General features: G+C 65.8%; 21 protein-coding genes. 18 read left to right on the top strand and 3 right to left on the bottom strand.

Annotated elements, in window-relative coordinates:
* Complete coding sequence (locus CEX87_RS12540; protein WP_416171907.1) at window positions 1-423, bottom strand: BlaI/MecI/CopY family transcriptional regulator; 423 nt, start codon at window positions 421-423, stop codon at window positions 1-3.
* Window positions 424-741: 318 nt separating this feature from the next.
* Between CEX87_RS12540 and cbbX the strand changes: the two genes are divergently transcribed.
* The 3 genes from cbbX (at window position 742) to usfY (ending at window position 3,029) form a co-directional block, all read left to right on the top strand.
* The gene (gene cbbX / locus CEX87_RS12535; RefSeq protein WP_094287486.1) at window positions 742-1,737 is read left to right on the top strand and encodes a CbbX protein; all 996 of its coding nucleotides are present in this window, start codon (window positions 742-744) and stop codon (window positions 1,735-1,737) included.
* Window positions 1,734-2,615, top strand: coding sequence for a LysR family transcriptional regulator (locus tag CEX87_RS12530; RefSeq protein ID WP_094287484.1), 882 nt, complete (start codon window positions 1,734-1,736; stop codon window positions 2,613-2,615). Before cbbX ends, CEX87_RS12530 begins: the two co-directional genes overlap by 4 nt.
* 84 nt (window positions 2,616-2,699) lie before the next feature.
* Window positions 2,700-3,029: a protein UsfY gene (gene usfY, locus CEX87_RS12525; RefSeq protein WP_094287482.1), complete on the top strand. Its 330-nt coding sequence runs from the start codon at window positions 2,700-2,702 to the stop codon at window positions 3,027-3,029.
* Here the strand turns inward: usfY and CEX87_RS12520 are convergent.
* Window positions 3,006-3,428: a response regulator gene (locus tag CEX87_RS12520; protein WP_094287480.1), complete on the bottom strand. Its 423-nt coding sequence runs from the start codon at window positions 3,426-3,428 to the stop codon at window positions 3,006-3,008. The genes usfY and CEX87_RS12520 overlap by 24 nt on opposite strands.
* Before the next feature lie 122 nt (window positions 3,429-3,550).
* Between CEX87_RS12520 and CEX87_RS12515 the strand changes: the two genes are divergently transcribed.
* Genes CEX87_RS12515 through nuoN form a run of 14 tightly spaced genes read left to right on the top strand, consistent with a single transcriptional unit; the run spans window position 3,551 to window position 18,804 of the window.
* Window positions 3,551-3,943 carry an NADH-quinone oxidoreductase subunit A gene (locus CEX87_RS12515; RefSeq protein ID WP_094287478.1) on the top strand — a complete coding sequence of 131 codons (393 nt, stop codon included), beginning with the start codon at window positions 3,551-3,553 and terminating at the stop codon, window positions 3,941-3,943.
* Complete coding sequence (locus CEX87_RS12510) at window positions 3,934-4,488, top strand: NuoB/complex I 20 kDa subunit family protein (protein WP_094287476.1); 555 nt, start codon at window positions 3,934-3,936, stop codon at window positions 4,486-4,488. The genes CEX87_RS12515 and CEX87_RS12510 overlap by 10 nt, the downstream gene beginning before the upstream one ends.
* Entirely contained in the window at window positions 4,485-5,171 is a 687-nt protein-coding gene (locus CEX87_RS12505) for an NADH-quinone oxidoreductase subunit C (RefSeq protein ID WP_094287474.1), read from the top strand. Before CEX87_RS12510 ends, CEX87_RS12505 begins: the two co-directional genes overlap by 4 nt.
* Window positions 5,171-6,496, top strand: a complete 1,326-nt coding sequence (gene nuoD, locus CEX87_RS12500; RefSeq protein ID WP_094287472.1) for an NADH dehydrogenase (quinone) subunit D — start codon at window positions 5,171-5,173, stop codon at window positions 6,494-6,496. The genes CEX87_RS12505 and nuoD overlap by 1 nt, the downstream gene beginning before the upstream one ends.
* Before the next feature lie 28 nt (window positions 6,497-6,524).
* Window positions 6,525-7,253 carry an NADH-quinone oxidoreductase subunit NuoE gene (gene nuoE, locus CEX87_RS12495; RefSeq protein WP_094287603.1) on the top strand — a complete coding sequence of 243 codons (729 nt, stop codon included), beginning with the start codon at window positions 6,525-6,527 and terminating at the stop codon, window positions 7,251-7,253.
* A 1-nt stretch (window position 7,254) separates the two neighbouring features.
* Window positions 7,255-8,565: an NADH-quinone oxidoreductase subunit NuoF gene (gene nuoF / locus CEX87_RS12490; protein WP_094287470.1), complete on the top strand. Its 1,311-nt coding sequence runs from the start codon at window positions 7,255-7,257 to the stop codon at window positions 8,563-8,565.
* A complete protein-coding gene (locus CEX87_RS12485) occupies window positions 8,566-10,998 on the top strand; it encodes an NADH-quinone oxidoreductase subunit G (protein WP_094287468.1) in 2,433 nt (810 codons plus the stop codon). It abuts the gene before it with no gap.
* Window positions 10,995-12,224 (top strand): NADH-quinone oxidoreductase subunit NuoH, encoded by a 1,230-nt coding sequence (gene nuoH / locus CEX87_RS12480; protein WP_094287466.1) that lies wholly within the window; start codon window positions 10,995-10,997, stop codon window positions 12,222-12,224. The genes CEX87_RS12485 and nuoH overlap by 4 nt, the downstream gene beginning before the upstream one ends.
* A gap of 1 nt (window position 12,225) precedes the next feature.
* Window positions 12,226-12,738, top strand: coding sequence for an NADH-quinone oxidoreductase subunit NuoI (nuoI, locus tag CEX87_RS12475; RefSeq protein ID WP_094287464.1), 513 nt, complete (start codon window positions 12,226-12,228; stop codon window positions 12,736-12,738).
* The gene (locus CEX87_RS12470) at window positions 12,735-13,571 is read left to right on the top strand and encodes an NADH-quinone oxidoreductase subunit J (protein WP_094287462.1); all 837 of its coding nucleotides are present in this window, start codon (window positions 12,735-12,737) and stop codon (window positions 13,569-13,571) included. The genes nuoI and CEX87_RS12470 overlap by 4 nt, the downstream gene beginning before the upstream one ends.
* The gene (nuoK, locus tag CEX87_RS12465; RefSeq protein ID WP_094287460.1) at window positions 13,568-13,867 is read left to right on the top strand and encodes an NADH-quinone oxidoreductase subunit NuoK; all 300 of its coding nucleotides are present in this window, start codon (window positions 13,568-13,570) and stop codon (window positions 13,865-13,867) included. Before CEX87_RS12470 ends, nuoK begins: the two co-directional genes overlap by 4 nt.
* A 7-nt stretch (window positions 13,868-13,874) precedes the next feature.
* A complete protein-coding gene (nuoL, locus tag CEX87_RS12460) occupies window positions 13,875-15,755 on the top strand; it encodes an NADH-quinone oxidoreductase subunit L (protein WP_094287458.1) in 1,881 nt (626 codons plus the stop codon).
* Window positions 15,749-17,284 (top strand): NADH-quinone oxidoreductase subunit M, encoded by a 1,536-nt coding sequence (locus CEX87_RS12455; RefSeq protein WP_094287456.1) that lies wholly within the window; start codon window positions 15,749-15,751, stop codon window positions 17,282-17,284. Before nuoL ends, CEX87_RS12455 begins: the two co-directional genes overlap by 7 nt.
* The gene (gene nuoN, locus CEX87_RS12450) at window positions 17,281-18,804 is read left to right on the top strand and encodes an NADH-quinone oxidoreductase subunit NuoN (RefSeq protein ID WP_198957210.1); all 1,524 of its coding nucleotides are present in this window, start codon (window positions 17,281-17,283) and stop codon (window positions 18,802-18,804) included. Before CEX87_RS12455 ends, nuoN begins: the two co-directional genes overlap by 4 nt.
* Before the next feature lie 830 nt (window positions 18,805-19,634).
* Here the strand turns inward: nuoN and CEX87_RS12445 are convergent.
* Window positions 19,635-20,630 (bottom strand): class I fructose-bisphosphate aldolase, encoded by a 996-nt coding sequence (locus tag CEX87_RS12445; protein WP_094287454.1) that lies wholly within the window; start codon window positions 20,628-20,630, stop codon window positions 19,635-19,637.
* A gap of 172 nt (window positions 20,631-20,802) precedes the next feature.
* On the opposite strand from CEX87_RS12445, the gene CEX87_RS12440 reads away from it, so the two are divergent.
* Window positions 20,803-22,233, top strand: a complete 1,431-nt coding sequence (locus tag CEX87_RS12440; RefSeq protein ID WP_094287452.1) for a form I ribulose bisphosphate carboxylase large subunit — start codon at window positions 20,803-20,805, stop codon at window positions 22,231-22,233.
* The last annotated feature ends 4 nt before the right edge of the window (window positions 22,234-22,237 follow it).

The raw sequence follows: 22,237 nt of genomic DNA, 5'->3' as shown, positions 1-22,237 counted from the left end.
TCACAGGGGACACTCCTTATTACTCGTATTACTGGTTTCCTGCCGCTTCGCGGCTCCACGTCGCGACAGTGCTCGGCTTATTGCCGCGGACTCTGGCGCATCGATGCGTTCGACCAGGTGGGCCAGCGCGGCTGCACGGCATCGCAGGTCGGGCAATTCGCGCAAGGCGTCGACCATCACCGCCGCGACGAACTCTTCGCGCGCTACCACCGCTCGATACCGGTGTGCCCGGCCATCGCGATCCTGCGCAACTAGCGTCTTACCGGCCAGGCGGCGCAGCACCGTCAACACCGTGTTGTAGGCGAGCTCCCGCTCCACCGCCAACGAGCTATGGATTTGACCGACGGTCTGGGAGCCGCCGGCCCTCCACAACACTTCCATCACCGACCGCTCCAACTTCCCCATCAAATTTCGCACGGCCACCGTGTCCTCCAACAAGTAGCGACAGGCCGCAGCGCTGTGTCCTGGCGCATGGACCGTATCGCGGGGTTGGGCACTTCGGGTTCACCCTTGTGGTGGATACACCGGGTGAAACGAAACCTTTTGCTTAACTGTTGACGGCTGATCCTCAATAGACATGTTCACAATTCGGTGGCAGCATGCAGACATGCCCGCTTACAGCACAGCCACAGCTGGCGATCGCTCGTGCGGCAGACGTACCTGCCGCACGGATGGCGACGCCCGTCACGCCTCGCCCGCCGCGTTCGCGCAGCCCGCGACCGAGCCAGTCCCCCGTTGACGATGACGTCGACAACCCAGGCACCACGTAACTCGTTCGGCTTCAAACCCGACGCCGATTCCTCGGGACCCCAGCTGGAACCGGAGCCAGGCCCGGACCCGCTGCCCGCCGACGCGGTGGTCGACCTGGCCGAAGTCCGCCGCGAATCGGGCGTCGACGAGGTCCTCGAACACCTCGACACCCAGCTGGTCGGGCTGGCGCCGGTCAAGACCCGCATCGCCGAAATTGCGGCCTTGCTGTTGGTGGACAAGCTTCGCGCCCGCTTCGGCATCGCCGCGCCGCAACCCACCCTGCACATGTGTTTCACCGGCAACCCAGGCACCGGCAAGACCACCGTCGCACTGCGGATGGCCGACCTGCTGCACCGGCTCGGCTACCTGCGACGCGGCCACCTGGTCAGCGTCACCCGCGACGACCTGGTCGGCGAATACGTCGGGCACACCGCGCCCAAGACCAAGGACGTGATCAAGCGGGCGATGGGCGGGGTGTTGTTCATCGATGAGGCCTACTACTTGTACAAGCTCGAAAACGAGCGTGATTACGGGTCGGAGTCGATCGAGATTCTGCTGCAGGTCATGGAGAACAACCGCGACGATCTCGTGGTCATCCTGGCCGGTTACGCCGACAAGATGGACAGGTTCTTCTCGGCAAACCCCGGAATGCAGAGCCGGATTGCCCACCACATCACCTTCCCCGACTACACCGTGGATGAACTTGAGCAGATCGCGGCGTTGATGACTCGTGAACTGGGTTATCGCCTGTCGGACGACGCGCAAGTTGCGTTGCACGAGTATCTGCAGCGGCGCATCTATCAGCCTTGGTTTGCCAACGCGCGCAGCGTCCGCAACGCCATGGAACGCGCCCGACTCCGACACGCGCGGCGGCTGATGGCCGACCCGCAACAGCAGGTCGGCCTCGACCAGTTGATGACCATCGAGGCAGCCGAAATCCGCGCCAGCCGAGTGTTCGACCTTCAGTCGGATTCTGTCCGCTCGTGACCACCAACGCCAGGCTGCGATCGCTAGTTGAGCTGGCCGACACCGGATCGGTGCGCGGGGCCGCCGAGCGACTCTTCGTCACAGAGTCGGCGATCTCCTCGGCGCTGTCGACCCTCAGCGCCGAAGTCGGTGTTTCGTTGGTGGACCGCCACGGCAGAGGCGTGCGGCTGACCCCAGCCGGGCTGCGCTATACCGAGTACGCGCGACAGATCCTGGGCCTGCACGAGGAGGCGGTGCTCGCCGCCCGCGGTGAAGCCGAGCCTGAGCAGGGCGTCATCCGATTCGCGGCCGTGACCACCGCCGGCGAGCTGATGATCCCTGCGATGCTGGCCTCCTTCCAAGAAGAGCACCCCAACGTGGTCTGCCAGGTGCATGTAGCGCCTCGCACGGCGGTCTGGCCGATGCTGACTTGCCATGAAGTCGATGTCGTGGTGGCCGGGCGGCCGCCGACCGACCTGAATCACGTTCGCGTGCGGGCACGCAGCCCGAACACCCTGGTCGTGGTCGGAAAACCCTCGCGCGCCGACGGTTTCGACCCGTCTCAGGCCACCTGGCTGCTGCGCGAATCCGGTTCAGGCACCCGGGCCACGATGGCGGTGGTGCTCGAGGAACTAGAAATCGCGCCCCGTCAGATGGTGCTGGGTTCGCACGGCGCGGTGGTGGCCGCAGCGGTAGCCGGGGTGGGTATCACCCTGGTTTCCCGTCAGGCGGTTCGACGCGAGCTCGACGCCGGCGATCTGGTCGAATTGCCGGTTCCCGGAACACCGTTGAGTCGCCCGTGGCACATCGTCACCCAGTCGCCATGCACCGGACCCACCGAGTTGCTGATCAAACACCTGGCCACCCACCGCGAACTCGGCTGGGAACAGGTTGGCTGACTCCCCCCAGGCGATCACCAGGGTAGGGGATGGCCGGACACGACATCAGGATTTACCTCTTCGGTATCTACCCAGGAGGTTGTTATGCATCGGACCCGTCACGACCCGACCGACCATTTCCGGACCACGCTTCCGCACACAGGAGAATCGTTCATCAACGGCTACTCTTGGCCTGGGCTGTTGTCGATCGCCCTAGGCGTGATCTCGATCGTCGGCTGCGTGGCAGCGGCCGCATACCGCCACAGCGACTGGATGCTCACGACTGGCATCGTCGGCGCGATGGCCATCGCCGGCGGCATCGCATGGCTGATCGTCGAACACCGCCGCGTGCTCGATCTCGAACGCCGTTGGCTCGCAGAACATTCCGAACGCGCGAGCAGCGCGCGGCTGTCACGAAACGACGCGCTGGCGTAGCAACGGAACAACCACCTCAGCCAGCGCAACGGGATCGATCGGGTGGACGACGACGTCGTCCACCCCCGACCATCGGGCAAGCCACACATCTTCATGCCTACCCAACAGCGCCACCATCGGAATGCGGTGGCGCAGTTCATCTTTGAGCTGTCGCGCGATGCCCAGGCCACCAGCCGGTGTTGCCTCACCGTCGAGAATCACAAGACCAGTCGTGTGACCGCTCATGTGGCGCATTACCGCGGGCCCGGTCGCGGCCTGGACGAACCGCAGCGACGGAACGGTGTTGTCGGGCGCGATGCCCAGCGCCTGCTCAACGCGGGATCTCGTCACGGCGTTACTGCTGTACACGAGCACCTCAAGCGGTGCATACACGCGACAGTCGATGGCGTATTGGTTCATCCGCCGGATGCTAGCCGCCCATTGACTGCACGTGAACCCCCTTGACGCTCCCCCACGTCGGGGTGCTCACCTCGGCACGTGATTAGCCAACGTGGAATTGTGCTCGAACGAAAGACCGCTGGATGAATCCCTACCTGCCGATTATGGTGCTGGGCGGGATCGCCGCGGCGTTCGCCGTTTTCTCGGTGATCACGGCGACCCTGGTGGGTCCGCGCCGCTTCAACCGGTCGAAGTTGCAGGCCTACGAATGCGGCATCGAACCGCTTCGCGGCGACGCAACCGGCCGGCGGCGCAACGGCGATCGCAGTGCGACAGGAACCCGTTTCCCGATCAAGTACTACCTGACGGCGATGTTGTTCATCATCTTCGACATCGAGATCGTGTTCCTCTACCCGTGGGCGGTCGCGTTCGACGGACTCGGTCTGTTTGCGCTGGTGGAGATGTTGCTGTTCATGCTGACTGTTTTCGTGGCCTATGCCTATGTCTGGCGGCGGGGGGGCCTGGCATGGGACTAGAGGAGAAACTGCCCGGCGGCATCCTGCTGTCCACCCTCGAGAAGGTGGCCGGCTATGTGCGCAAAGGCTCGTTGTGGCCTGCGACATTCGGCCTGGCCTGCTGCGCCATTGAGATGATGGCCACCGCGGGCCCCCGATTCGACATCGCCCGCTTCGGCATGGAGCGGTTCTCGGCGACACCGCGACAAGCGGATCTGATGATCGTCGCCGGCCGGGTGAGCCAAAAGATGGCGCCGGTGCTGCGCCAGGTCTATGACCAGATGGCCGAACCCAAGTGGGTGCTGGCGATGGGTGTGTGCGCCTCATCGGGCGGGATGTTCAATAACTACGCGATCCTCCAAGGCGTCGATCACGTCGTCCCGGTCGACATCTACCTGCCCGGATGCCCGCCCCGGCCGGAAATGCTGCTGCACGCGATCCTCAAGCTGCACGACAAGATTGCGCAGATGCCGCTCGGGGTGAACCGCGAAGAAGCGGTCCGCGAAGCCGAACAGGCTGCATTGGCGATCGTACCGACCATCGAGCTCAAAGGCCTGCTCCGATGAGCCCTGACCAAAACGGCAAGCCCGGTCGACCGGAAGTGATTGGGGTACGGCGCGGGATGTTCGGCGCCAACGACACCGGCGACACCTCGGGCTACGGCAGGCTGGTCCGCCCGGTCGCGTTGCCGGGCAGCTCGCCGCGGCCCTACGGCGGCTATTTCGATCAGGTTGTCGATGCGCTTGCGGCCGCCCTCGGCGAGCAGGGCTACGCCGCATCCATCGAGCGGGTGGTCGTGTACCGCGAAGAACTGACCCTGGAAGTGGTCCGCGACCAGCTGCCCGCGGTGGCGCAGCTGCTGCGCGACGACCCGGCCCTGCGGTTCGAGCTGTGCCTGGGGGCCAGCGGGGTGCACTACCCCGACGATGCCGGACGCGAGCTGCACGCCGTGTACCCGCTGGCCTCCATCACGCACAACCGCCGCATCCGCGTGGAAGTCGCCGCGCCGGACGCCGACCCGCACATCCCGTCGCTGTACTCGGTCTATCCGACCGTCGACTGGCACGAGCGGGAAACCTACGACTTCTTCGGCATCATCTTCGACGGCCACCCCGCACTGACCCGCATCGAAATGCCCGACGACTGGCTGGGCCATCCACAGCGCAAGGACTACCCGTTGGGCGGCATACCGGTGGAATACCACGGCGCCCAGATACCACCGCCCGACCAGCGGAGGACCTACACCTGATGAGCACATCCCCCACCCCGCCCGGGTCGGGCGGCACCGACACGGTCGTCATGGTCGGCGGCCAAGACTGGGACGAAGTGGTCACGGCCGCCGCTGGCGCTGAGCCCGGCGAGCGCATCGTGGTCAACATGGGACCACAGCACCCCTCCACGCACGGGGTGCTGCGCCTGATCCTGGAGATCGAGGGCGAGACCATCACCGATGCCCGCTGCGGCATCGGCTACCTGCACACCGGAATCGAGAAGAACCTCGAATACCGCAACTGGACCCAGGGCGTCACGTTCGTCACCCGAATGGATTACCTCTCACCGTTTTTCAACGAAACCGCCTACTGCCTCGGGGTGGAAAAGCTGCTCGGCATCACCGACGCCATCCCCGAACGTGCCACCGTCATCCGCGTCATGCTCATGGAACTCAACCGCATCTCCAGCCACCTGGTCGCGCTCGCCACCGGCGGCATGGAACTGGGTGCGATGAGCGCGATGTTCTACGGATTCCGCGAACGCGAACAGATCCTGTCGGTGTTCGAGACCATCACCGGGCTGCGGATGAACCACGCGTACATCCGGCCCGGCGGGCTGGCCGCCGACCTACCCGACGACGCTGTTCCGCAGATCCGCGACCTACTCGAGTTGCTGCCCAAGCGCCTACGCGACCTGGAAAACCTGCTCAACGAGAACGACATCTGGAAAGCCCGCACCGTCGACGTCGGCTACCTCGACTTGGCTGGCTGCATGGCGCTTGGCGTCACCGGGCCGGTGCTGCGCTCCACCGGTCTCGCCCACGATCTGCGCCGCGCCCAACCGTACTGCGGCTACGAAACATACGACTTCGACGTCATCACCGACAACGGTCACGACGCCTACGGCCGCTACCTCATTCGGGTGAAAGAGATGCGCGAGTCGATCAAGATCGTCCAACAGTGCCTCGACCGGCTGACGCCCGGCCCGGTGATGATCGCCGACAAGAAGCTGGCCTGGCCCGCCGACCTGACCATCGGCCCCGACGGGCTGGGCAACTCCCCCGAACACATCGCCCGCATCATGGGCCGCTCGATGGAGGGACTGATCCACCACTTCAAGCTCGTCACCGAAGGCATCCGGGTCCCGGCCGGTCAGGTGTACGTCGCGGTCGAGTCGCCGCGCGGGGAACTCGGCGTGCATATGGTCTCCGACGGCGGCACCCGCCCGTATCGGGTGCACTACCGCGACCCATCCTTCACCAACCTGCAAGCCGTCGCGGCAATGTGCGAGGGCGGCATGATCGCCGACGCCATCTCCGCGGTGGCCTCCATCGACCCGGTCATGGGCGGAGTGGACCGGTGATGAGCGCTTGGACGAAGAAGAGATATTCATGAGCGAACCGGTTTTCGTGCAGCTGGGACCGCCTCCCGAAGAACCCAGCCACCTGCGGGGACGGCGAAGCTATCCGCCACCGGTGCTGGCCCGCCTCGAGGCCGACGCCCAGCAGATCATCGGCCGCTACCCCGACCGCCGCTCGGCGTTGCTGCCGCTGCTGCACCTGGTGCAGTCCGAGGACACCTGCCTGACTCGCGCCGGCGTGGACTTTTGCGCGGCCCAGGTCGGTCTGACCGGCGCTGAGGTCGCCGCCGTGGCCACCTTCTACTCGATGTACCGGCGCACCCCGACCGGTGACTACCTGGTCGGGGTATGCACCAACACGCTGTGCGCGGTGATGGGCGGCGACGCCATCTTCGACGCGCTCAAAAACCATCTGGGTGTCGACAGCGACGAGACCACCGCCGACGGCGCCATCACCCTGCAGCACGTCGAATGCAACGCCGCCTGCGACTACGCCCCGGTGGTGATGGTGAACTGGGAATTCTTCGACAACCAAACCCCGGCATCGGCGTGCGACCTCGTCGACGCGCTGCGCTCGGGCGCGCCGGTCAATCCCACCCGCGGACGGGCACCGCTGTGCACATTCCGCCACACTCAACGCCTCCTGGCCGGGTTTCCCGACAACCGTGCGGTGCGCACCGCCGGCGAGCCGACCCTGGCCGGGTTGCGCGTCGCCACCGAGCACAACATGCACGCCAAGGCCATGGAAGGTGAGGATTGACATGCCGCTGACTCCGGTTCTCACCCGCTACTGGGACCATCCCGAGTCGTGGACGCTGGCGACTTACCGCGACCACGACGGTTACCGTGCCCTGCACAAGGCGCTGGTCATGGAGCCCGACGAAGTGATCCGGGCCGTGACGGACTCCGGGCTTCGCGGACGCGGCGGAGCGGGCTTCCGCTCGGGAGTGAAATGGTCCTTCATCCCGGACAGCTCCGGTCCCGGCGCCAAGCCGCATTACCTCGTGGTCAACGCCGACGAGTCCGAGCCGGGCACGTGCAAGGACATACCGCTGATGATGGCCACCCCGCACATGCTGATCGAGGGTTTGATCATCGCGGCGTATGCAATCCGGGCCCACCACGCATTCATCTACCTGCGCGGCGAAGCCATTCCCGCCCTATGCCGCCTGCACGCCGCGGTGGCCGAGGCGTACGCAGCGGGGTATCTGGGCCCAGACATCCTGGGTTCGGGCTATGACCTGGACTTGGTTGTGCATGCCGGTGCTGGTGCCTACATCTGCGGCGAGGAGACCGCGCTGCTGGACTCGCTGGAGGGCAGGCGCGGACAACCCAGGTTGCGGCCCCCGTTCCCGGCCGAGTCTGGACTCTACGGCTGCCCGACCGTGGTCAACAATGTCGAATCGCTGGCCTCGGTACCCCCGATCGTTCTCAACGGTGTCGACTGGTTCCGATCGATGGGCACCGACGATTCCCCCGGTTTCACCCTGTATTCGCTGTCGGGACACGTCAGCCGACCGGGCCAGTACGAGGCCCCGCTCGGTATCACCCTTCGCGAACTCCTGACGTACGCCGGCGGGGTGCGCAACGGCCACAGGTTGAAGTTCTGGACCCCGGGCGGTTCCTCGACCCCGTTGCTGACCGAAGAACACCTCGACGTGCCGCTGGATTTCGAAGGCATGGCCAGCGTGGGATCGATGCTGGGCACCAAGGCGCTGCAGATCTTCGACCACACCACTTGTGTGGTGCGCGCGGTGCGGCGGTGGACCCAGTTCTACGCCCACGAGTCCTGCGGCAAGTGCACGCCGTGTCGGGAAGGCACCTCCTGGCTGACCCAGATCTACGACCGGCTCGAGACCGGTGCGGGCACCGAAGCCGACCTCGGCAAACTGCTCGACATCGCGGACACGATGTTGGGCAAGTCGTTTTGCGCGTTGGGCGACGGGGCAACCAGCCCGATCGTCTCGTCGATCGACTACTTCCGCGACGAATACCTGGCGCATCTCGACGGCGGCTGCCCGTTCGATCCGCACGCCTCGACGTTGATGGCCACCGAGCGGGTGGGTGTGTAGATGACCGTAACCGACCCGACACGCGACACCCCGCACGTGGAGATGGTGACCCTGACCATCGACGACGTGGCCGTCAGTGTGCCCAAGGGCACCTTGGTGATTCGGGCCGCGGAGCTGATGGGCGTGCAGATTCCGCGGTTCTGCGACCATCCGCTGCTGCAACCGGTCGGGGCGTGTCGGCAATGCCTGGTCGAGGTGCAAGGCCAGCGCAAGCCGATGGCGTCATGCACCACGCCCGTCGCGCCCGACATGGTGGTGCGCACCCAGTTCACCTCCGAGGCCGCCGACAAGGCGCAGCAGGGGGTGATGGAGCTGCTGCTGATCAACCACCCGCTGGACTGCCCGGTGTGCGACAAGGGCGGCGAATGCCCGTTGCAGAACCAGGCGATGTCCAACGGGCGCGCCGAAACCCGTTTCGAGGACGTCAAGCGGACCTTCTCCAAGCCGATCAGCATCTCGTCGCAGGTCCTGCTGGATCGGGAACGCTGCGTGCTGTGCGCCCGCTGCACCCGATTCTCTGAGCAGATCGCCGGCGACCCCTTCATCGAGCTACTGGAACGCGGTGCGCTACAACAAGTCGGCATCTACACCGAAGAGCCGTTTGACTCCTACTTCTCGGGCAACACTGTGCAGATCTGCCCGGTCGGCGCGCTCACCGGCACCGCCTACCGGTTCCGGGCACGCCCGTTCGATCTCGTGTCCACTCCCAGCGTGTGCGAACACTGCGCGTCCGGGTGCGCCCAACGCACCGACCATCGGCGCGGAAAGGTGCTGCGCCGCTTGGCCGGCGACGATCCCGAGGTCAACGAGGAGTGGAACTGCGACAAGGGACGCTGGGCGTTCACCTACGCCACCCAGCCCGACCGGATCACCAGCCCCCTCGTTCGCGACGAGGACGGCAATCTCACACCGGCGCCCTGGTCGGTGGCGTTGACAACGGCGGCGCGCGGCCTGAGCGCCGCCCGCGCCAGCGCGGGCGTGCTCGTCGGCGGTCGAGCGACGCTCGAGGACGCCTACGCCTATGCGAAGTTCGCCCGTGTCGCGTTGCGCAGCAACGACATCGACTTTCGGGCACGCGCCCACTCCGCCGAGGAGGCCGACTTTCTCGGCGCGGCCGTGGCCGGTCGGCTCCTGGACGTGACCTACTCCGGCCTGGAATCGGCTCCGGTGGTCTTGCTCGCCGGACTCGAGCCCGAAGAGGAATCGCCCATCGTCTTCCTGCGATTGCGCAAGGCCGCACGCACCCGCGGACTGCGCATCTGTTCGGTCGCGCCGTTCCGAACCCGCGGGCTCGACAAGATGCGCGCCACACTGCTGCCGGCCGCCCCAGGCGACGAGCCCGCCATCCTCGATGGCTTGCGCGGAGGACCGGTCACACAGTCAAGCAGCCCCGCGGGGGACGGAATCGCCGCGTTGTTGCGTCAACCCGGTGCGGTGATCATGGTCGGCGAACGCCTGGCAACCATCCCGGGCGCGCTGTCAGCGGCCGCCCGGCTGTCGGGGGACACCGGCGCGCGGCTGGCCTGGGTGCCCCGCCGGGCCGGAGAGCGCGGCGCGGTGGAGGCCGGCGCGCTACCGAATTTGCTGCCCGGTGGCCGAGTGGTGTGGCATCGCGATGCCGACCAGCAGGTCGCGGCGGTGTGGAATGGTGCCCAATTGCCGTCGTTGCCCGGCCGCGACACCGCAGGCATCATCGATGCGGCCTGCGCGGGCGCGCTCGGGGCGCTGCTGATCGGGGCGGTCGAAGCGGCCGATCTGCCCGACCCGCCCGCATTCCGACACGCGCTGGATGCCGCCCCCTTCGTGGTCAGCCTGGAACTGCGCCGCAGCGAGGTCACCCAGCGCGCCGATGTGGTCCTCCCCGTCGCCTCCACCGTCGAGAAGTCCGGCACCTTCCTGAACTGGGAAGGCCGCTACCGGCACTTCCCCGCCGCGCTCGAGGCCGTCGACGCCATGCCCGACCTGCGCGTGCTCAACGCCATCGCCGCGAAAATGGGAGTGCGGCTGGGGCTGCCCGACGCCGAGGCCGCACGCGACGAACTCGCCGCCCTGGGCGTGTGGGACGGTCCACGACCCGCTGTCAGCGGCGCGCCAAAGCCCCAGGCGCCCCGCCCGAGCAGAGGCCAGGCGATCCTGGCGAGCTGGCGGATGCTGCTCGATGCCGGCACCCTGCAGGACGGCGAACCCAATTTGGCCGGCACCGCCCGTAAGACGGCGGCGCGGCTGTCGGCGTTCACCGCCGGCGAGATCGGCGCGGGCGACGGCGATCTGGTGACCGTGAGCACCGGGCGAGGTGCTGTGACGGTGCCGCTGACCATCGCCGCGATGCCTGACCGGGTCGTGTGGTTGCCGCTGAACTCGCCCGGCTGCCGGGTGCACGACCAGCTCGGCGCCGTGCCGGGTGACGTGGTGGCGATCGGGGTGCAACCATGACCGCCTTCGGCAACGACCCCTGGTGGCTGCTGGTCGGCAAAGCCATCGCGATCTTCGCGTTCCTCCTGCTCAGCGTGTTGGCGGCCATCCTGATCGAGCGCAAGATCCTCGGGCGCATGCAAATGCGGCTCGGCCCCAACCGGGTCGGCCCGTGGGGCCTGCTACAGTCGCTGGCCGACGGCATCAAGCTGGCCCTCAAAGAGGGCGTCATCCCCGCCGGAGTGGACAAACCCGTCTACCTGCTGGCGCCGATCATCTCGGTGATTCCCGCGTTCATGGCGTTCGCGGTCATCCCGATGGGCGGCGAGGTGTCGGTGCTCGGGCACCGAACCGCACTGCAACTGACCGACCTGCCCGTCGCGGTGCTCTACATCCTCGCGGTCACGTCGATCGGCGTGTACGGCATCGTGCTCGCCGGCTGGGCGTCGGGCTCCATCTACCCGTTGCTGGGCGGGCTGCGTTCCAGCGCGCAGGTGATCTCCTACGAGATCGCGATGGCCCTGTCGTTCGCCGCGGTGTTCCTGTACGCCGGCACGATGTCCACCTCGGGCATCGTCGCCGCCCAGGACGGCACCTGGTACGTGTTCCTGCTGCTGCCGTCGTTTCTCGTGTATGTGACGGCGATGGTCGGCGAAACCAACCGGGCGCCTTTCGATCTGCCCGAGGCCGAGGGCGAACTGGTCGGCGGCTTCCACACCGAGTACTCGTCGCTGAAGTTCGCGATGTTCATGCTCGCCGAGTACGTCAACATGACCACGGTGTCGGCGCTGGCGACCACGCTGTTCCTCGGCGGCTGGCATGCGCCGTGGCCGATCAACATGTGGGACGGCGCCAACACCGGTTGGTGGCCGCTGTTGTGGTTCACCGCCAAGGTGTGGGCGTTCTTGTTCTTCTTCATGTGGCTGCGCGCGACCCTGCCACGGCTACGCTACGACCAGTTCATGGCGCTGGGCTGGAAGGTCCTCATCCCGGTGTCGCTGCTGTGGGTCCTGACTGCCGCCGGTGTACGCGCCGCGTTCAACAGTGGTCTCCAATTGGGCTGGGCCGCACTGACAATCAGCGGGGTTCTTGTCTGCGCGGCGACGCTGGCAGCGATGCGCAGTCTGCTCAGCCCGGCAAGACGGGGAGCCCGGCACGTGGCCGGCGAACCAACCAGGCCGGTGGTCAACCGATTCCCGGTTCCGCTCGTCAACGATAACCAGGAGGTCCCCCGTGGCCGCTTCTAAAATGCTCGACGCCATCTCCGGATTTTGGGTGACGTTCGCAACCATGTTCAAACGACCCGTGACCGAACAGTATCCGGAGCAGCCCGGTCCCGTCGCGCCGCGCTATCACGGCAGACATCAGCTCAACCGCTATCCAGACGGGCTGGAGAAGTGCATCGGCTGCGAACTGTGCGCCTGGGCCTGCCCCGCCGACGCCATCTACGTCGAGGGCGCCGACAACACAGATCAGCAGCGCTACTCGCCTGGTGAGCGCTATGGGCAGGTCTACCAGATCAATTACCTGCGCTGCATCGGCTGTGGGCTGTGCATCGAAGCCTGCCCGACGCGGGCGTTGACGATGACCAACGACTACGAGATGGCCGACGACAACCGCGCCGATCTGATCTGGGGCAAGGACAAACTGCTCGCGCCCGTCGAGCCGGGCATGATCGTCCCGCCCCACCCGATGGCACCCGGCAGCACCGACGAGGACTACTACCGCGGCACGATCCCCGCGCCGGAGACGGCGAGATGACGCAATCACTGATGGCCGAGGCCGCTGTTCGCACGTCGGGTGCGGAGGCCGTGCTGTTCTGGACGCTCGGCACCGTCGCCGTGATCGGGGCCCTGGGCATGGTCCGGGCGTCGAAGGCGGTCTATTCGGCGATCTTCTTGGCGATGACGATGATCATCCTGGCGGTTTTCTACATTGCCCAGGACGCCCTGTTCTTGGGAGTCGTGCAGGTGGTGGTCTACACCGGCGCGGTGATGATGCTGTTCTTGTTCGTGCTGATGCTCATCGGTGTTGATTCCGCCGAATCGCTGGTGGAAACGCTACGCGGGCAACGGGTGGCGTCGATCATCACCGGCCTCGGGTTCGGAATTCTCGTCTGTGCCGCCGTCGGGCATGTCGCCGCCGTCGGGTTTACCGGCCTCGGAGCCGCCAACGCCGGCGGCAATGTCGAGGGGCTGGCGCAGCTGATTTTCACCCGCTACCTGTGGGCGTTCGAGTTGACCAGCGCGCTGCTGATCACCGCCGCCCTAGGCGCCATGGTGCTCGCCCACCGTGAGCGCGTCGACCGGCGCGCCACCCAAAAAGAGCTGTCACAGCAGCGATTCGATGAGGGCGGGCGTGCGACACCGCTGCCCAGCCCCGGCGTCTACGCCACCGGCAACGCCGTGGACCTGCCCGCAAGACTGCCCGACGGCTCACCGGCACGGGAGTCGGTCTCGGCCATACTGCGGCCTCGGCAGACACCGCCGCCCGCCCGCCCAGACGCCCGCCGACACCTTCGGCTCGTCACCTATCAAGGCGGCGACGAACGCGCGATCGCCACCAACGGTCACCGCCACGGGGGCTATCGATGAACCCGGCGAACTACCTGTATCTGGCCGTGCTGCTGTTCACCATCGGCGCGGCCGGGGTCTTGCTGCGCCGCAACGCCATCGTCATGTTCATGTGCGTCGAATTGATGCTCAATGCGGCCAACCTGGCCTTTGTGGCGTTCTCCCGCATGCATGGCCACCTGGACGGTCAGGTGGTGGCGTTCTTCACGATGGTGGTTGCCGCCTGCGAGGTCGTCGTCGGGTTGGCGATCATCATGACCATCTTCCGTGCCCGCCTGTCGATCTCGGTCGACGACGCCAGTCTGCTCAAACACTAAGGCCGCGATGAGTACTCCGGTGTGGCTGACGATCGCCCTCCCGCTGGCGGGTGCGGCGATCCTTCTGCTGGGCGGGCGACGCACCAACGGCTGGGGTCATCTGCTCGGCTGCGTGGCCGCGGTGGCGTCGTTCGTGGTGGGCGCGGTGCTGTTCGCGGATATGCTCAGCCGCGACGCCGAACACCGCTCCGTGCACGAGTCGCTGTTCTCCTGGGTGCCCGTCGGCGGGCTGCAGGTGGACTTCGGCCTGCAATTGGACCAGCTGTCGATGTGTTTCGTGCTGCTGATCACCGGCGTCGGCTCGCTGATCCACATCTACTCGGTGGGCTACATGGCCGCCGATCCCGAGCGGCGCAAGTTCTTCGCCTACCTGAATCTGTTCCTGGCCGCGATGCTGCTGCTGGTGCTCGCCGACAACTACCTCGGCCTGTACGTCGGGTGGGAAGGCGTGGGTCTGGCGTCGTACCTGCTGATCGGATTCTGGGCGCACAAACCAACGGCGGCGACCGCGGCCAAGAAGGCGTTCATCGTCAACCGCGTCGGCGACATGGGCCTGGCCATCGCCATGATGGTGATGTTCGTCCACATCGGATCCGTCTCATTCGAGGGCGTGTTCGGGGCCGCGCCGCAACTCGGTGAGGCCACGCTGACGGCTATCGGATTGCTGCTGTTGCTCGCGGCGTGCGGCAAGTCCGCACAGGTGCCGCTGCAGTCCTGGCTGGGCGACGCGATGGAGGGCCCCACCCCGGTCTCCGCACTCATCCACGCCGCCACGATGGTCACCGCGGGCGTGTACCTGATCGTGCGATCCGGCCCGGTGTTCGACCTCGCGCCGAGCGCACAGCTGGGCGTCGTGATCGTCGGCGCGGTCACCCTGATGTTCGGCGCGGTCGTCGGCTGCGCCAAGGACGACATCAAGAAAGCCCTTGCCGCATCGACGATGAGCCAGATCGGCTACATGGTGCTGGCCGCCGGGCTCGGCCCCGTCGGCTACGCGTTCGCGATCATGCACCTGCTCACCCACGGCTTCTTCAAGGCCGGCCTGTTCCTCGGCGCCGGCTCGGTCATGCACGCGATGAACGACGAAGTCGACATGCGCCGCTACGGCGGCCTGCGCACAGCCCTGCCCATCACGTTCGCTACGTTCGGCCTGGGCTACCTCGCGATCATCGGCGTGCCCCCGCTGGCCGGGTTCTTCTCCAAGGACGGGATCATCGAGGCCGCACTCGGCGCCGGCGGCGCCAAGGGCATCATCCTGGGCGGCGCGGCGATCCTCGGCGCGGGCATCACCGCGTTCTACATGACCCGGGTGATGTTGATGACATTCTTCGGCGAGAAGCGTTGGGCGCCAGACACACATCCGCACGAGGCACCCGCCGTGATGACGTGGCCGATGATCCTGCTCGCCATCGGTTCGGTGGGATCCGGCGCCGCGTTCGCGATCGGCGGGACGCTGCAGCACTGGCTCGAACCGGTCGTCGGCGCCCACGAGATCCACCACGTCGCGCCGGTGTGGGTGATCACCACCGTCATCCTGGCAGTGGTGGCCGTCGGCATCCTGATCGCCTACCGCATGTACGCCACCCGGCCGGTGCCCGAAGAAGCCCCCGCCGGTTCCGCGCTCACCGTCGCGGCGCGAAATGACCTGTATGGCGATGCCTTCAACGAAGAGATGTTCATGCGACCCGGACAGCTCGCCGCCAAGAGGCTGGTCGAGATCGACGACGAAGCAGTCGATCGTACCGTCAGCGGCATAGCCTCCCTGACCGCTGTCACGTCGCAGCGAATCCGCTTGGCGCAGAACGGTTTCGCGCGTTCCTATGCGCTGACGATGTTTTCCGGAGCGGTTCTGCTGGCCGCGGCGATCCTGATGGTGAGGGCATGGTGAACACCTTTCCGTGGCTCTCGACACTGTGGCTGCTGCCAATCCTCGGCGCCGTCGTCACCATGCTGTTGCCGGCCGAGCACCCCCGATTCGCCAAATACATCGCGCTGACCGTATCGATGGTCGTGCTTGTCGTGGCGGTGACGCTGGCCCTCCGATTCGAACCCAGCGGCGAGCAGTACCAATTCGTCGAATCCCACGCATGGATACCCGCGTTCGGCATCCGCTACATCGTGGGGCTCGACGGCATCGCCCTGGCACTCGTCCTGCTCACGGCCGTACTGGTGCCGCTGCTGATCATCGCCGGCTGGAACGATGGTGGTGACCGCCAACGCGGCTCCCACACTTATGTCGCACTGATACTGGCCGTCGAAGCGATGGTGCTGGTGTCGCTGGTCGCACTGGACGTGGTGCTGTTCTACATCTTCTTCGAAGCGATGCTGATTCCGATGTACTTCCTCATCGGGCGGTACGGAAGCGACAAGGCGCCCGCCGCGGCGATGAAGTTTCTTCTCTACAACCTGGCAGGCGGGCTGGTCATGCTGGCCGCGCTGATCGCCATGTATGCCGCCACCGCCGACGTCGGCGTAGGCACCTTCGACGTGCGCGAACTCGTCGACCGCACCGCATCAGTCGATCCGCAGCTGCTCAACCTGCTGTTCTTCGGCTTCATGTTCGCCTTCGCGGTCAAGGCGCCGATGTGGCCCCTTCACAGCTGGCTGCCCGGCGTGGCCCAACACGCCAAGCCGGTCACCGCGGTGCTGATGATGGCCGTCGTCGACAAGATCGGCACCTACGCCATGCTGCGTTACTGCCTGCAGCTGTTCCCGGACGCCTCGACGTCGTTCGCCCCGCTGATAGCGGCGCTGGCAGTAATCACCATCGTTTACAGCGCAATCGTGGCGATCGGGCAGACCGACGTAATGCGCCTGATCGCCTATGTGTCGATCTCCCACTACGGCTTCATCGTGCTGGGCATCTTCGCCCTGACCAGCCAAGGGCAATCCGGTTCGACGCTGTACATGGTCAACCACGGCATCGCCACCGCTGCGTTGATGCTCACCGCTGGGTTCCTGGTTTCGCAGCGGGGGACGGCGATGATCGCCGCTTACGGCGGCGTGCAGAAGGTCGCGCCGGTGCTTGCGGGTACGTTTTTGGTGGCCGGGCTCGCCTCCTTGGCGCTGCCGGGCCTGGCGCCGTTCATCAGCGAATTCCTGGTCCTGATCGGCGCGTTCACCCGCTACCCGGTGTTGGCGGTGTTCGCGGCGACTGCCCTGGTGTTGTCCGCGATCTACGTGCTGTGGCTGTATCAGCGGATGATGACCGGTCCGGTCACCGACGGCAACCATCGGCTTCGTGACCTGGCGCCACGCGAGATCCTCTCCGTCGCACCACTCATCGCGCTGCTCATCGTGCTGGGGGTGTATCCCAAACCCGCGCTGGACGTCATCGACCCCGCGGTCGGCCACACACTGACCGCCGTCGATGCCCAAGATCCCGTTCACGCGACCACTCAAGGGGCACCGAAATGACCATGCCCGCGCCCAGCGTCGAATACGCCCAGGTATGCCCGATGCTGCTCGTGTTCGGGGCAGCGATCATCGGCGTCCTGATCGAGGCGTTCGTCCCCCGCGAACGCCGCTACGCGGCCCAACTCGCGCTCAGTTTGGGCGGCTTGCTGACCGCGTTCGTTGCCGTCATCCTGCTGGCCCGACCATCCGGAACAGCGGTGATGGGAGCCATCACCATTGACGGGCCAGCCCTGTTCCTGCAGGGGATCATCCTTCTCATCGGCATCGCCGCGGCAGGGCTCATCGCCGAACGCCGCCTGAGCGCGTTCGCCCCGCAAGGATCGGCGGTGCCGGGTAGCCCCGATGAGCGGCGCGCAGCCTCGGCTGGGTTCATCCAATCCGAAGTCTTCCCGCTGACCATGCTCTCCATCGGCGGGATGCTGGTGTTCGTGGCGGCCGGCGACCTGCTGACGATGTTCATTGCGCTAGAGGTTCTTTCCCTGCCGCTGTATGTGCTGTGCGGGCTGGGCCGAAAGCGGCGGCGCCTGTCTCAGGAGGCGGCGCTGAAGTACTTTCTGCTCGGCGCGTTCGCGTCGGCATTCTTCCTGTTCGGTATCGCGATGCTCTACGGCTACGCGGGCACCCTGAGCCTGTCGGGAATCGGTGAGGCGATCGCAGGTGGGGCCGGCGAGCGGTCGCTTGCGTTGATCGGCGTTTCGCTGCTGTCGGTCGGCCTGCTATTCAAAGTCGGCGCGGTGCCGTTTCACTCGTGGATCTCCGATGTCTATCAGGGAGCACCGACCCCGATTACCGCCTTCATGGCGGCCGCAACGAAGATCGCGGCGTTCGGCGCGGTGCTGCGCATCTTCTACGTCGCGCTGCCCGACCTCATCGTCGACTGGCGTCCGCTGCTGTCGGCGGTCGCGGTTCTGAGCATGGTCGTGGCCGCTGTGCTGACCGTGACGCAGACCAACGTCAAACGCCTCCTGGCCTATTCATCGGTGGCTAATGCCGGGTTTCTTCTGATCGGCACGGTCGCAGCCAACGACGCGGGAGTGTCCTCGACGTTGTTTTATCTTGTGGCGTACGGCTTCACCGCCCTCGGCGCGTTCGGCGTTGCCGGATTGGTCCGCAACACCGCCGGCGACGAGGAGGGCGAATTGGCGGAATGGGCCGGTCTGGGCCGCCGCCACCCCGTCTTTGGTGCCGTGTTTGCGCTGTTCTTGCTCGCGATGGCTGGGATTCCGCTGACGAGTGGGTTCGTCAGCAAGTTCGCGGTGTTCAGCGCGGCGATGACCGGCGGTGTCGGGTTCCTGGTCGTCGTCGGAGTGATCAGCAGCGTGATCGCCGCGTTCGCCTACGTCAAAGTGATCGTGGCGATGTTCTTCTCCGAACGGGCAACACCAGCCTCAGCGGTGAGCATGCCGGGCTGGTTGGCGACGACCGCGATCACCGTCGGCGCCGCCGTAACCGTCGGGTTGGGAATCGCACCACAAGCCGTGTTGGACCTCGCCGGTCACGCCGGGCACTTCATCCGCTAGTGCTAGTTTCCTCGTCCGGTAGCCACCTGAGCCGCAGGCGAAGCGGTTGCGGCCGCGCACGCAGTTAGAAGACGCGCATCGTGGGCCTTCGGGCGGACCGGAGACTGCCTGCGGGGGCAATGAGCTGTGGGCGTCCGCATTTGACCATCGCAAGTCGCCGGCGGCCATTCTCCGACCACCCCCCTCGCACCGGGCACCGGTCTTTGTCGGTGAGCAGAATCGGTCAATTGCTCGTCGTCACGATGGAATTGGATTGCATGAGCGCTCCAACGTGGACTGGCGGCTCGGTCTAACGAGACACACCCCAGAGCGCCGCCGCTGCCGCCCGATAGCAGTAACTCGGGTTGTGCTGGAACGCCACGACCCAACGCGACACCGGACAACGCCGGCGACACGGCACAGCTGCGTTGTCGTTGTCGGCGGCCACCACGCGAGGGCCCCCCGGCGTAGACGGCATAAATCACCCGAAACCGCCTATCCCCCAACGCCTCCCGTACCATCGACTCTGGCCTGACAACGCCGCCTGATCCGCCGACACTCGTTCAAAAATAGCGGCCAGCCGTCGTTGGGCCTGTCCGTGACATTTGGCCGCCCTGCAACGGGACCGTACTCGGCGGCGTGCCGCAAATCACCGTGTGCAGACCCCGTCGAGCATTCCTGCCTATTCGGGATTAGGGCGACCGGACAGCGTCGGTGTTCTCGGCAAACAACAGTCGGCATAGGCGGGCCACACGTGCACGGTCAATCCGAGTGCGGGCAGGACCCACGGGTGCAGCGCCCTAGTGAAAGCTAGCGGGACTGCTCTGCACCCGTGGGTCATTGGGTCAAGATCAGCTCGCCACCCGCAACCGTGCAGCTGAAGCGTTTGCCACGACACGCGATACGAGCGCCGCTTGACCGTCGGCATAGCACTGGGGATCGCCGTGCCATGCGGTCAGCGCCGGGGAAACCAGGGCCCGCCCGAATGAGAACGTCAACGGCCACGGAGTCTCGTGCTGTTGCATTGCCTCCAGATTCGCTGTTGCCCGTTCTGGCGACTGGCCGCCGGACAAGAAGGCCACACCCGCGAGTTGCTCGGGCCATGCCCGCAGCACCGATACGGTGGCTTCGGCGACTTCTTCGGGGGTCGACCGCCGGTCGGGGTAGTCCTGGCCCTCCAAGACCATGTTGGGCTTGAGCACGATGCCAGCAAGATCCACATTGAACGAATCCAGCTCGATTCGTACGGCGGCGTGCACCTCGGCCGTCACGTCACGGCAACGGCCGCGGTTGTGGCGTCCATCCATCAGAACTTCTGGTTCAACGATCGGCACCAGCCCGGCTTCCTGACACGCCGCGGCATAGCGGCCTAAAGCACTGGCGTTGGCGCGGATTGCCCCGCGGGAAGGCGTGGTGTCGGTGATCTCGATGACCGCGCGCCATTTCGCGAATGCCGCCCCCATGTCGGCATACTTCGCCAGCCGAGCGGGCAGACCGTCGAGTCCCTCGGTGATTTTCTCGCCGGGTAGACCTGGGCAGGGCTTGGCGCCGGTATCTACCTTGATGCCCGGCAGAATGCCCAGCTGCAACACTGCCTGCGGGAACGGCGTCCCGTCGCTGAACGATTGGCCCAGCGTCTCATCGCAGAAGATGATTCCGGAAACGGACTCAGATAGCTCCGGTGCGGTTGCCAAGAGTTCGCGGTACACACGGCGGTTCTCGGCGGTGGGCTCAACCCCCGCCTGCTCCAGCCGGCTTGACATCGTTCCGATGCTCTCGTCCGCGGCCAGAATCCCCTTGCCGGGCGCGGTGAGTCGTTCTGCGATTGATTGACAGGTACTCGTCATCGTCGTCCTTCTTGTGTGGTGATCTCCCGGCGAACGTAGCCGGTCATACGCGACCGCAGCCTCACCCACCTAGTGGAGGGCCAGGGGGAGAGAGGTGAATTAACCAATCGCTTTAGTTTCGAAGCTTTATTCTCAATAGACACATCAAGAAACCGCTGGCACCATTTGTCGCATGACAGATAGATGGAACGCGGGAGTCATTCCCTACGCTGAAATGGGTTACTGGCAACCAGATTACGTCCCGAAGGACACAGATGTGTTGTGCACCTTCAGGATTACGCCCCAAGAAGGGGTGCCGCCCGAGGAGGCCGGCGCCGCGGTTGCCGGTGAATCCAGCACCGCGACGTGGACGGTGGTGTGGACCGACCGGCTGACCACCTACGAGCACTACCAGGCCAAGTGTTACCGCGTCGAGGCGGTGCCGAACGCGCCCGGACAGTGGATCGCCTGGATCGCCTACGACCTCGATCTGTTCGAGGAAGCCTCCATCGCCAACCTCACCAGCTCGATCATCGGCAACGTGTTCGGGTTCAAACCCCTTAAGGCACTGCGCTTGGAGGACATGCGGATCCCCACCCAGTACGTCAAGACCTTCCAGGGTCCGGCGCACGGGATCGTGATGGAGCGGGAGCATCTCGGCAAGTTCGGTCGTCCGCTGCTCGGCGCGACCACCAAACCGAAGCTCGGCCTGTCCGCACGCAACTACGGCCGCGTCGTGTACGAGGCGCTGCGCGGCGGACTTGACTTCACCAAGGATGACGAGAACATCAACTCACAACCCTTCATGCGGTGGCGGGATAGGTTCCTGTTCTGCATGGAGGCCGTCAACCGCGCGCAAGCCGCAACCGGTGAAATCAAGGGCCACTACCTCAACGTGACCGCGGCGACGATGGAGGACATGTACGAGCGCGCCGATTTCGCCAAAGAACTCGGCTCGGTCATCGTGATGATCGACCTGACCGTCGGCTACACCGCGATCCAGTCGATGGCCAAGTGGGCCCGCGCCAACGGCGTCCTCCTGCACCTGCACCGCGCAGGCCACGGCACCTACACACGGCAGAAGACCCACGGCGTCAGTTTCCGCGTGATCGCAAAGTGGATGCGCCTGGCCGGGGTTGATCACATCCACGCCGGCACCGTTGTCGGCAAGCTCGAGGGTGACCCCAACACCACCGCCGGCTTCTACGACACCCTGCGGCTCGACAGTGTCGCCGCCGATCCCGTCAAGGGCCTGTACTTCGACCAGGAGTGGGCCTCGATGCCCGGGGTGATGCCGGTGGCTTCTGGCGGCATTCACGCTGGCCAGATGCATCAACTCATCCACTATCTGGGCGAGGACGTGGTGCTGCAGTTCGGTGGTGGAACCATCGGTCACCCGATGGGCATTGCCGCAGGAGCCGAGGCCAACCGGGTCGCCCTGGAGGCGATGATCAAGGCCCGCAACGAAGGCCGCGACTACTACAAAGAAGGCCCCGACATTCTGAAGAAGGCCGCCTCGCGCAACCGCGCACTCGACACCGCGCTGGCCACCTGGGGTGACATCACCTTCAACTACGAATCCACCGACACCCCCGACGTCGTCGCCACCCCGACGACCGTCTAAATCC

Origin of the sequence: Mycobacterium lehmannii (assembly GCF_002245535.1) — a bacterium.
Lineage (GTDB): Bacteria > Actinomycetota > Actinomycetes > Mycobacteriales > Mycobacteriaceae > Mycobacterium > Mycobacterium lehmannii.
This window is presented reverse-complemented; position numbering and strand designations above follow the sequence as displayed.

Bases quoted from the DNA above. Each gene is read 5' to 3' on its own strand.
- cbbX (WP_094287486.1), top strand. From the start codon at position 742: ATGACGTCGACAACCCAGGCACCACGTAACTCGTTCGGCTTCAAACCC.
- usfY (WP_094287482.1), top strand. From the start codon at position 2,700: ATGCATCGGACCCGTCACGACCCGACCGACCATTTCCGGACCACGCTT.
- CEX87_RS12520 (WP_094287480.1), bottom strand. From the start codon at position 3,428: ATGAACCAATACGCCATCGACTGTCGCGTGTATGCACCGCTTGAGGTG.
- CEX87_RS12515 (WP_094287478.1), top strand. From the start codon at position 3,551: ATGAATCCCTACCTGCCGATTATGGTGCTGGGCGGGATCGCCGCGGCG.
- CEX87_RS12510 (WP_094287476.1), top strand. From the start codon at position 3,934: ATGGGACTAGAGGAGAAACTGCCCGGCGGCATCCTGCTGTCCACCCTC.
- CEX87_RS12505 (WP_094287474.1), top strand. From the start codon at position 4,485: ATGAGCCCTGACCAAAACGGCAAGCCCGGTCGACCGGAAGTGATTGGG.
- nuoD (WP_094287472.1), top strand. From the start codon at position 5,171: ATGAGCACATCCCCCACCCCGCCCGGGTCGGGCGGCACCGACACGGTC.
- nuoE (WP_094287603.1), top strand. From the start codon at position 6,525: ATGAGCGAACCGGTTTTCGTGCAGCTGGGACCGCCTCCCGAAGAACCC.
- nuoF (WP_094287470.1), top strand. From the start codon at position 7,255: ATGCCGCTGACTCCGGTTCTCACCCGCTACTGGGACCATCCCGAGTCG.
- CEX87_RS12485 (WP_094287468.1), top strand. From the start codon at position 8,566: ATGACCGTAACCGACCCGACACGCGACACCCCGCACGTGGAGATGGTG.
- nuoH (WP_094287466.1), top strand. From the start codon at position 10,995: ATGACCGCCTTCGGCAACGACCCCTGGTGGCTGCTGGTCGGCAAAGCC.
- nuoI (WP_094287464.1), top strand. From the start codon at position 12,226: ATGCTCGACGCCATCTCCGGATTTTGGGTGACGTTCGCAACCATGTTC.
- CEX87_RS12470 (WP_094287462.1), top strand. From the start codon at position 12,735: ATGACGCAATCACTGATGGCCGAGGCCGCTGTTCGCACGTCGGGTGCG.
- nuoK (WP_094287460.1), top strand. From the start codon at position 13,568: ATGAACCCGGCGAACTACCTGTATCTGGCCGTGCTGCTGTTCACCATC.
- nuoL (WP_094287458.1), top strand. From the start codon at position 13,875: ATGAGTACTCCGGTGTGGCTGACGATCGCCCTCCCGCTGGCGGGTGCG.
- CEX87_RS12455 (WP_094287456.1), top strand. From the start codon at position 15,749: ATGGTGAACACCTTTCCGTGGCTCTCGACACTGTGGCTGCTGCCAATC.
- nuoN (WP_198957210.1), top strand. From the start codon at position 17,281: ATGACCATGCCCGCGCCCAGCGTCGAATACGCCCAGGTATGCCCGATG.
- CEX87_RS12445 (WP_094287454.1), bottom strand. From the start codon at position 20,630: ATGACGAGTACCTGTCAATCAATCGCAGAACGACTCACCGCGCCCGGC.
- CEX87_RS12440 (WP_094287452.1), top strand. From the start codon at position 20,803: ATGACAGATAGATGGAACGCGGGAGTCATTCCCTACGCTGAAATGGGT.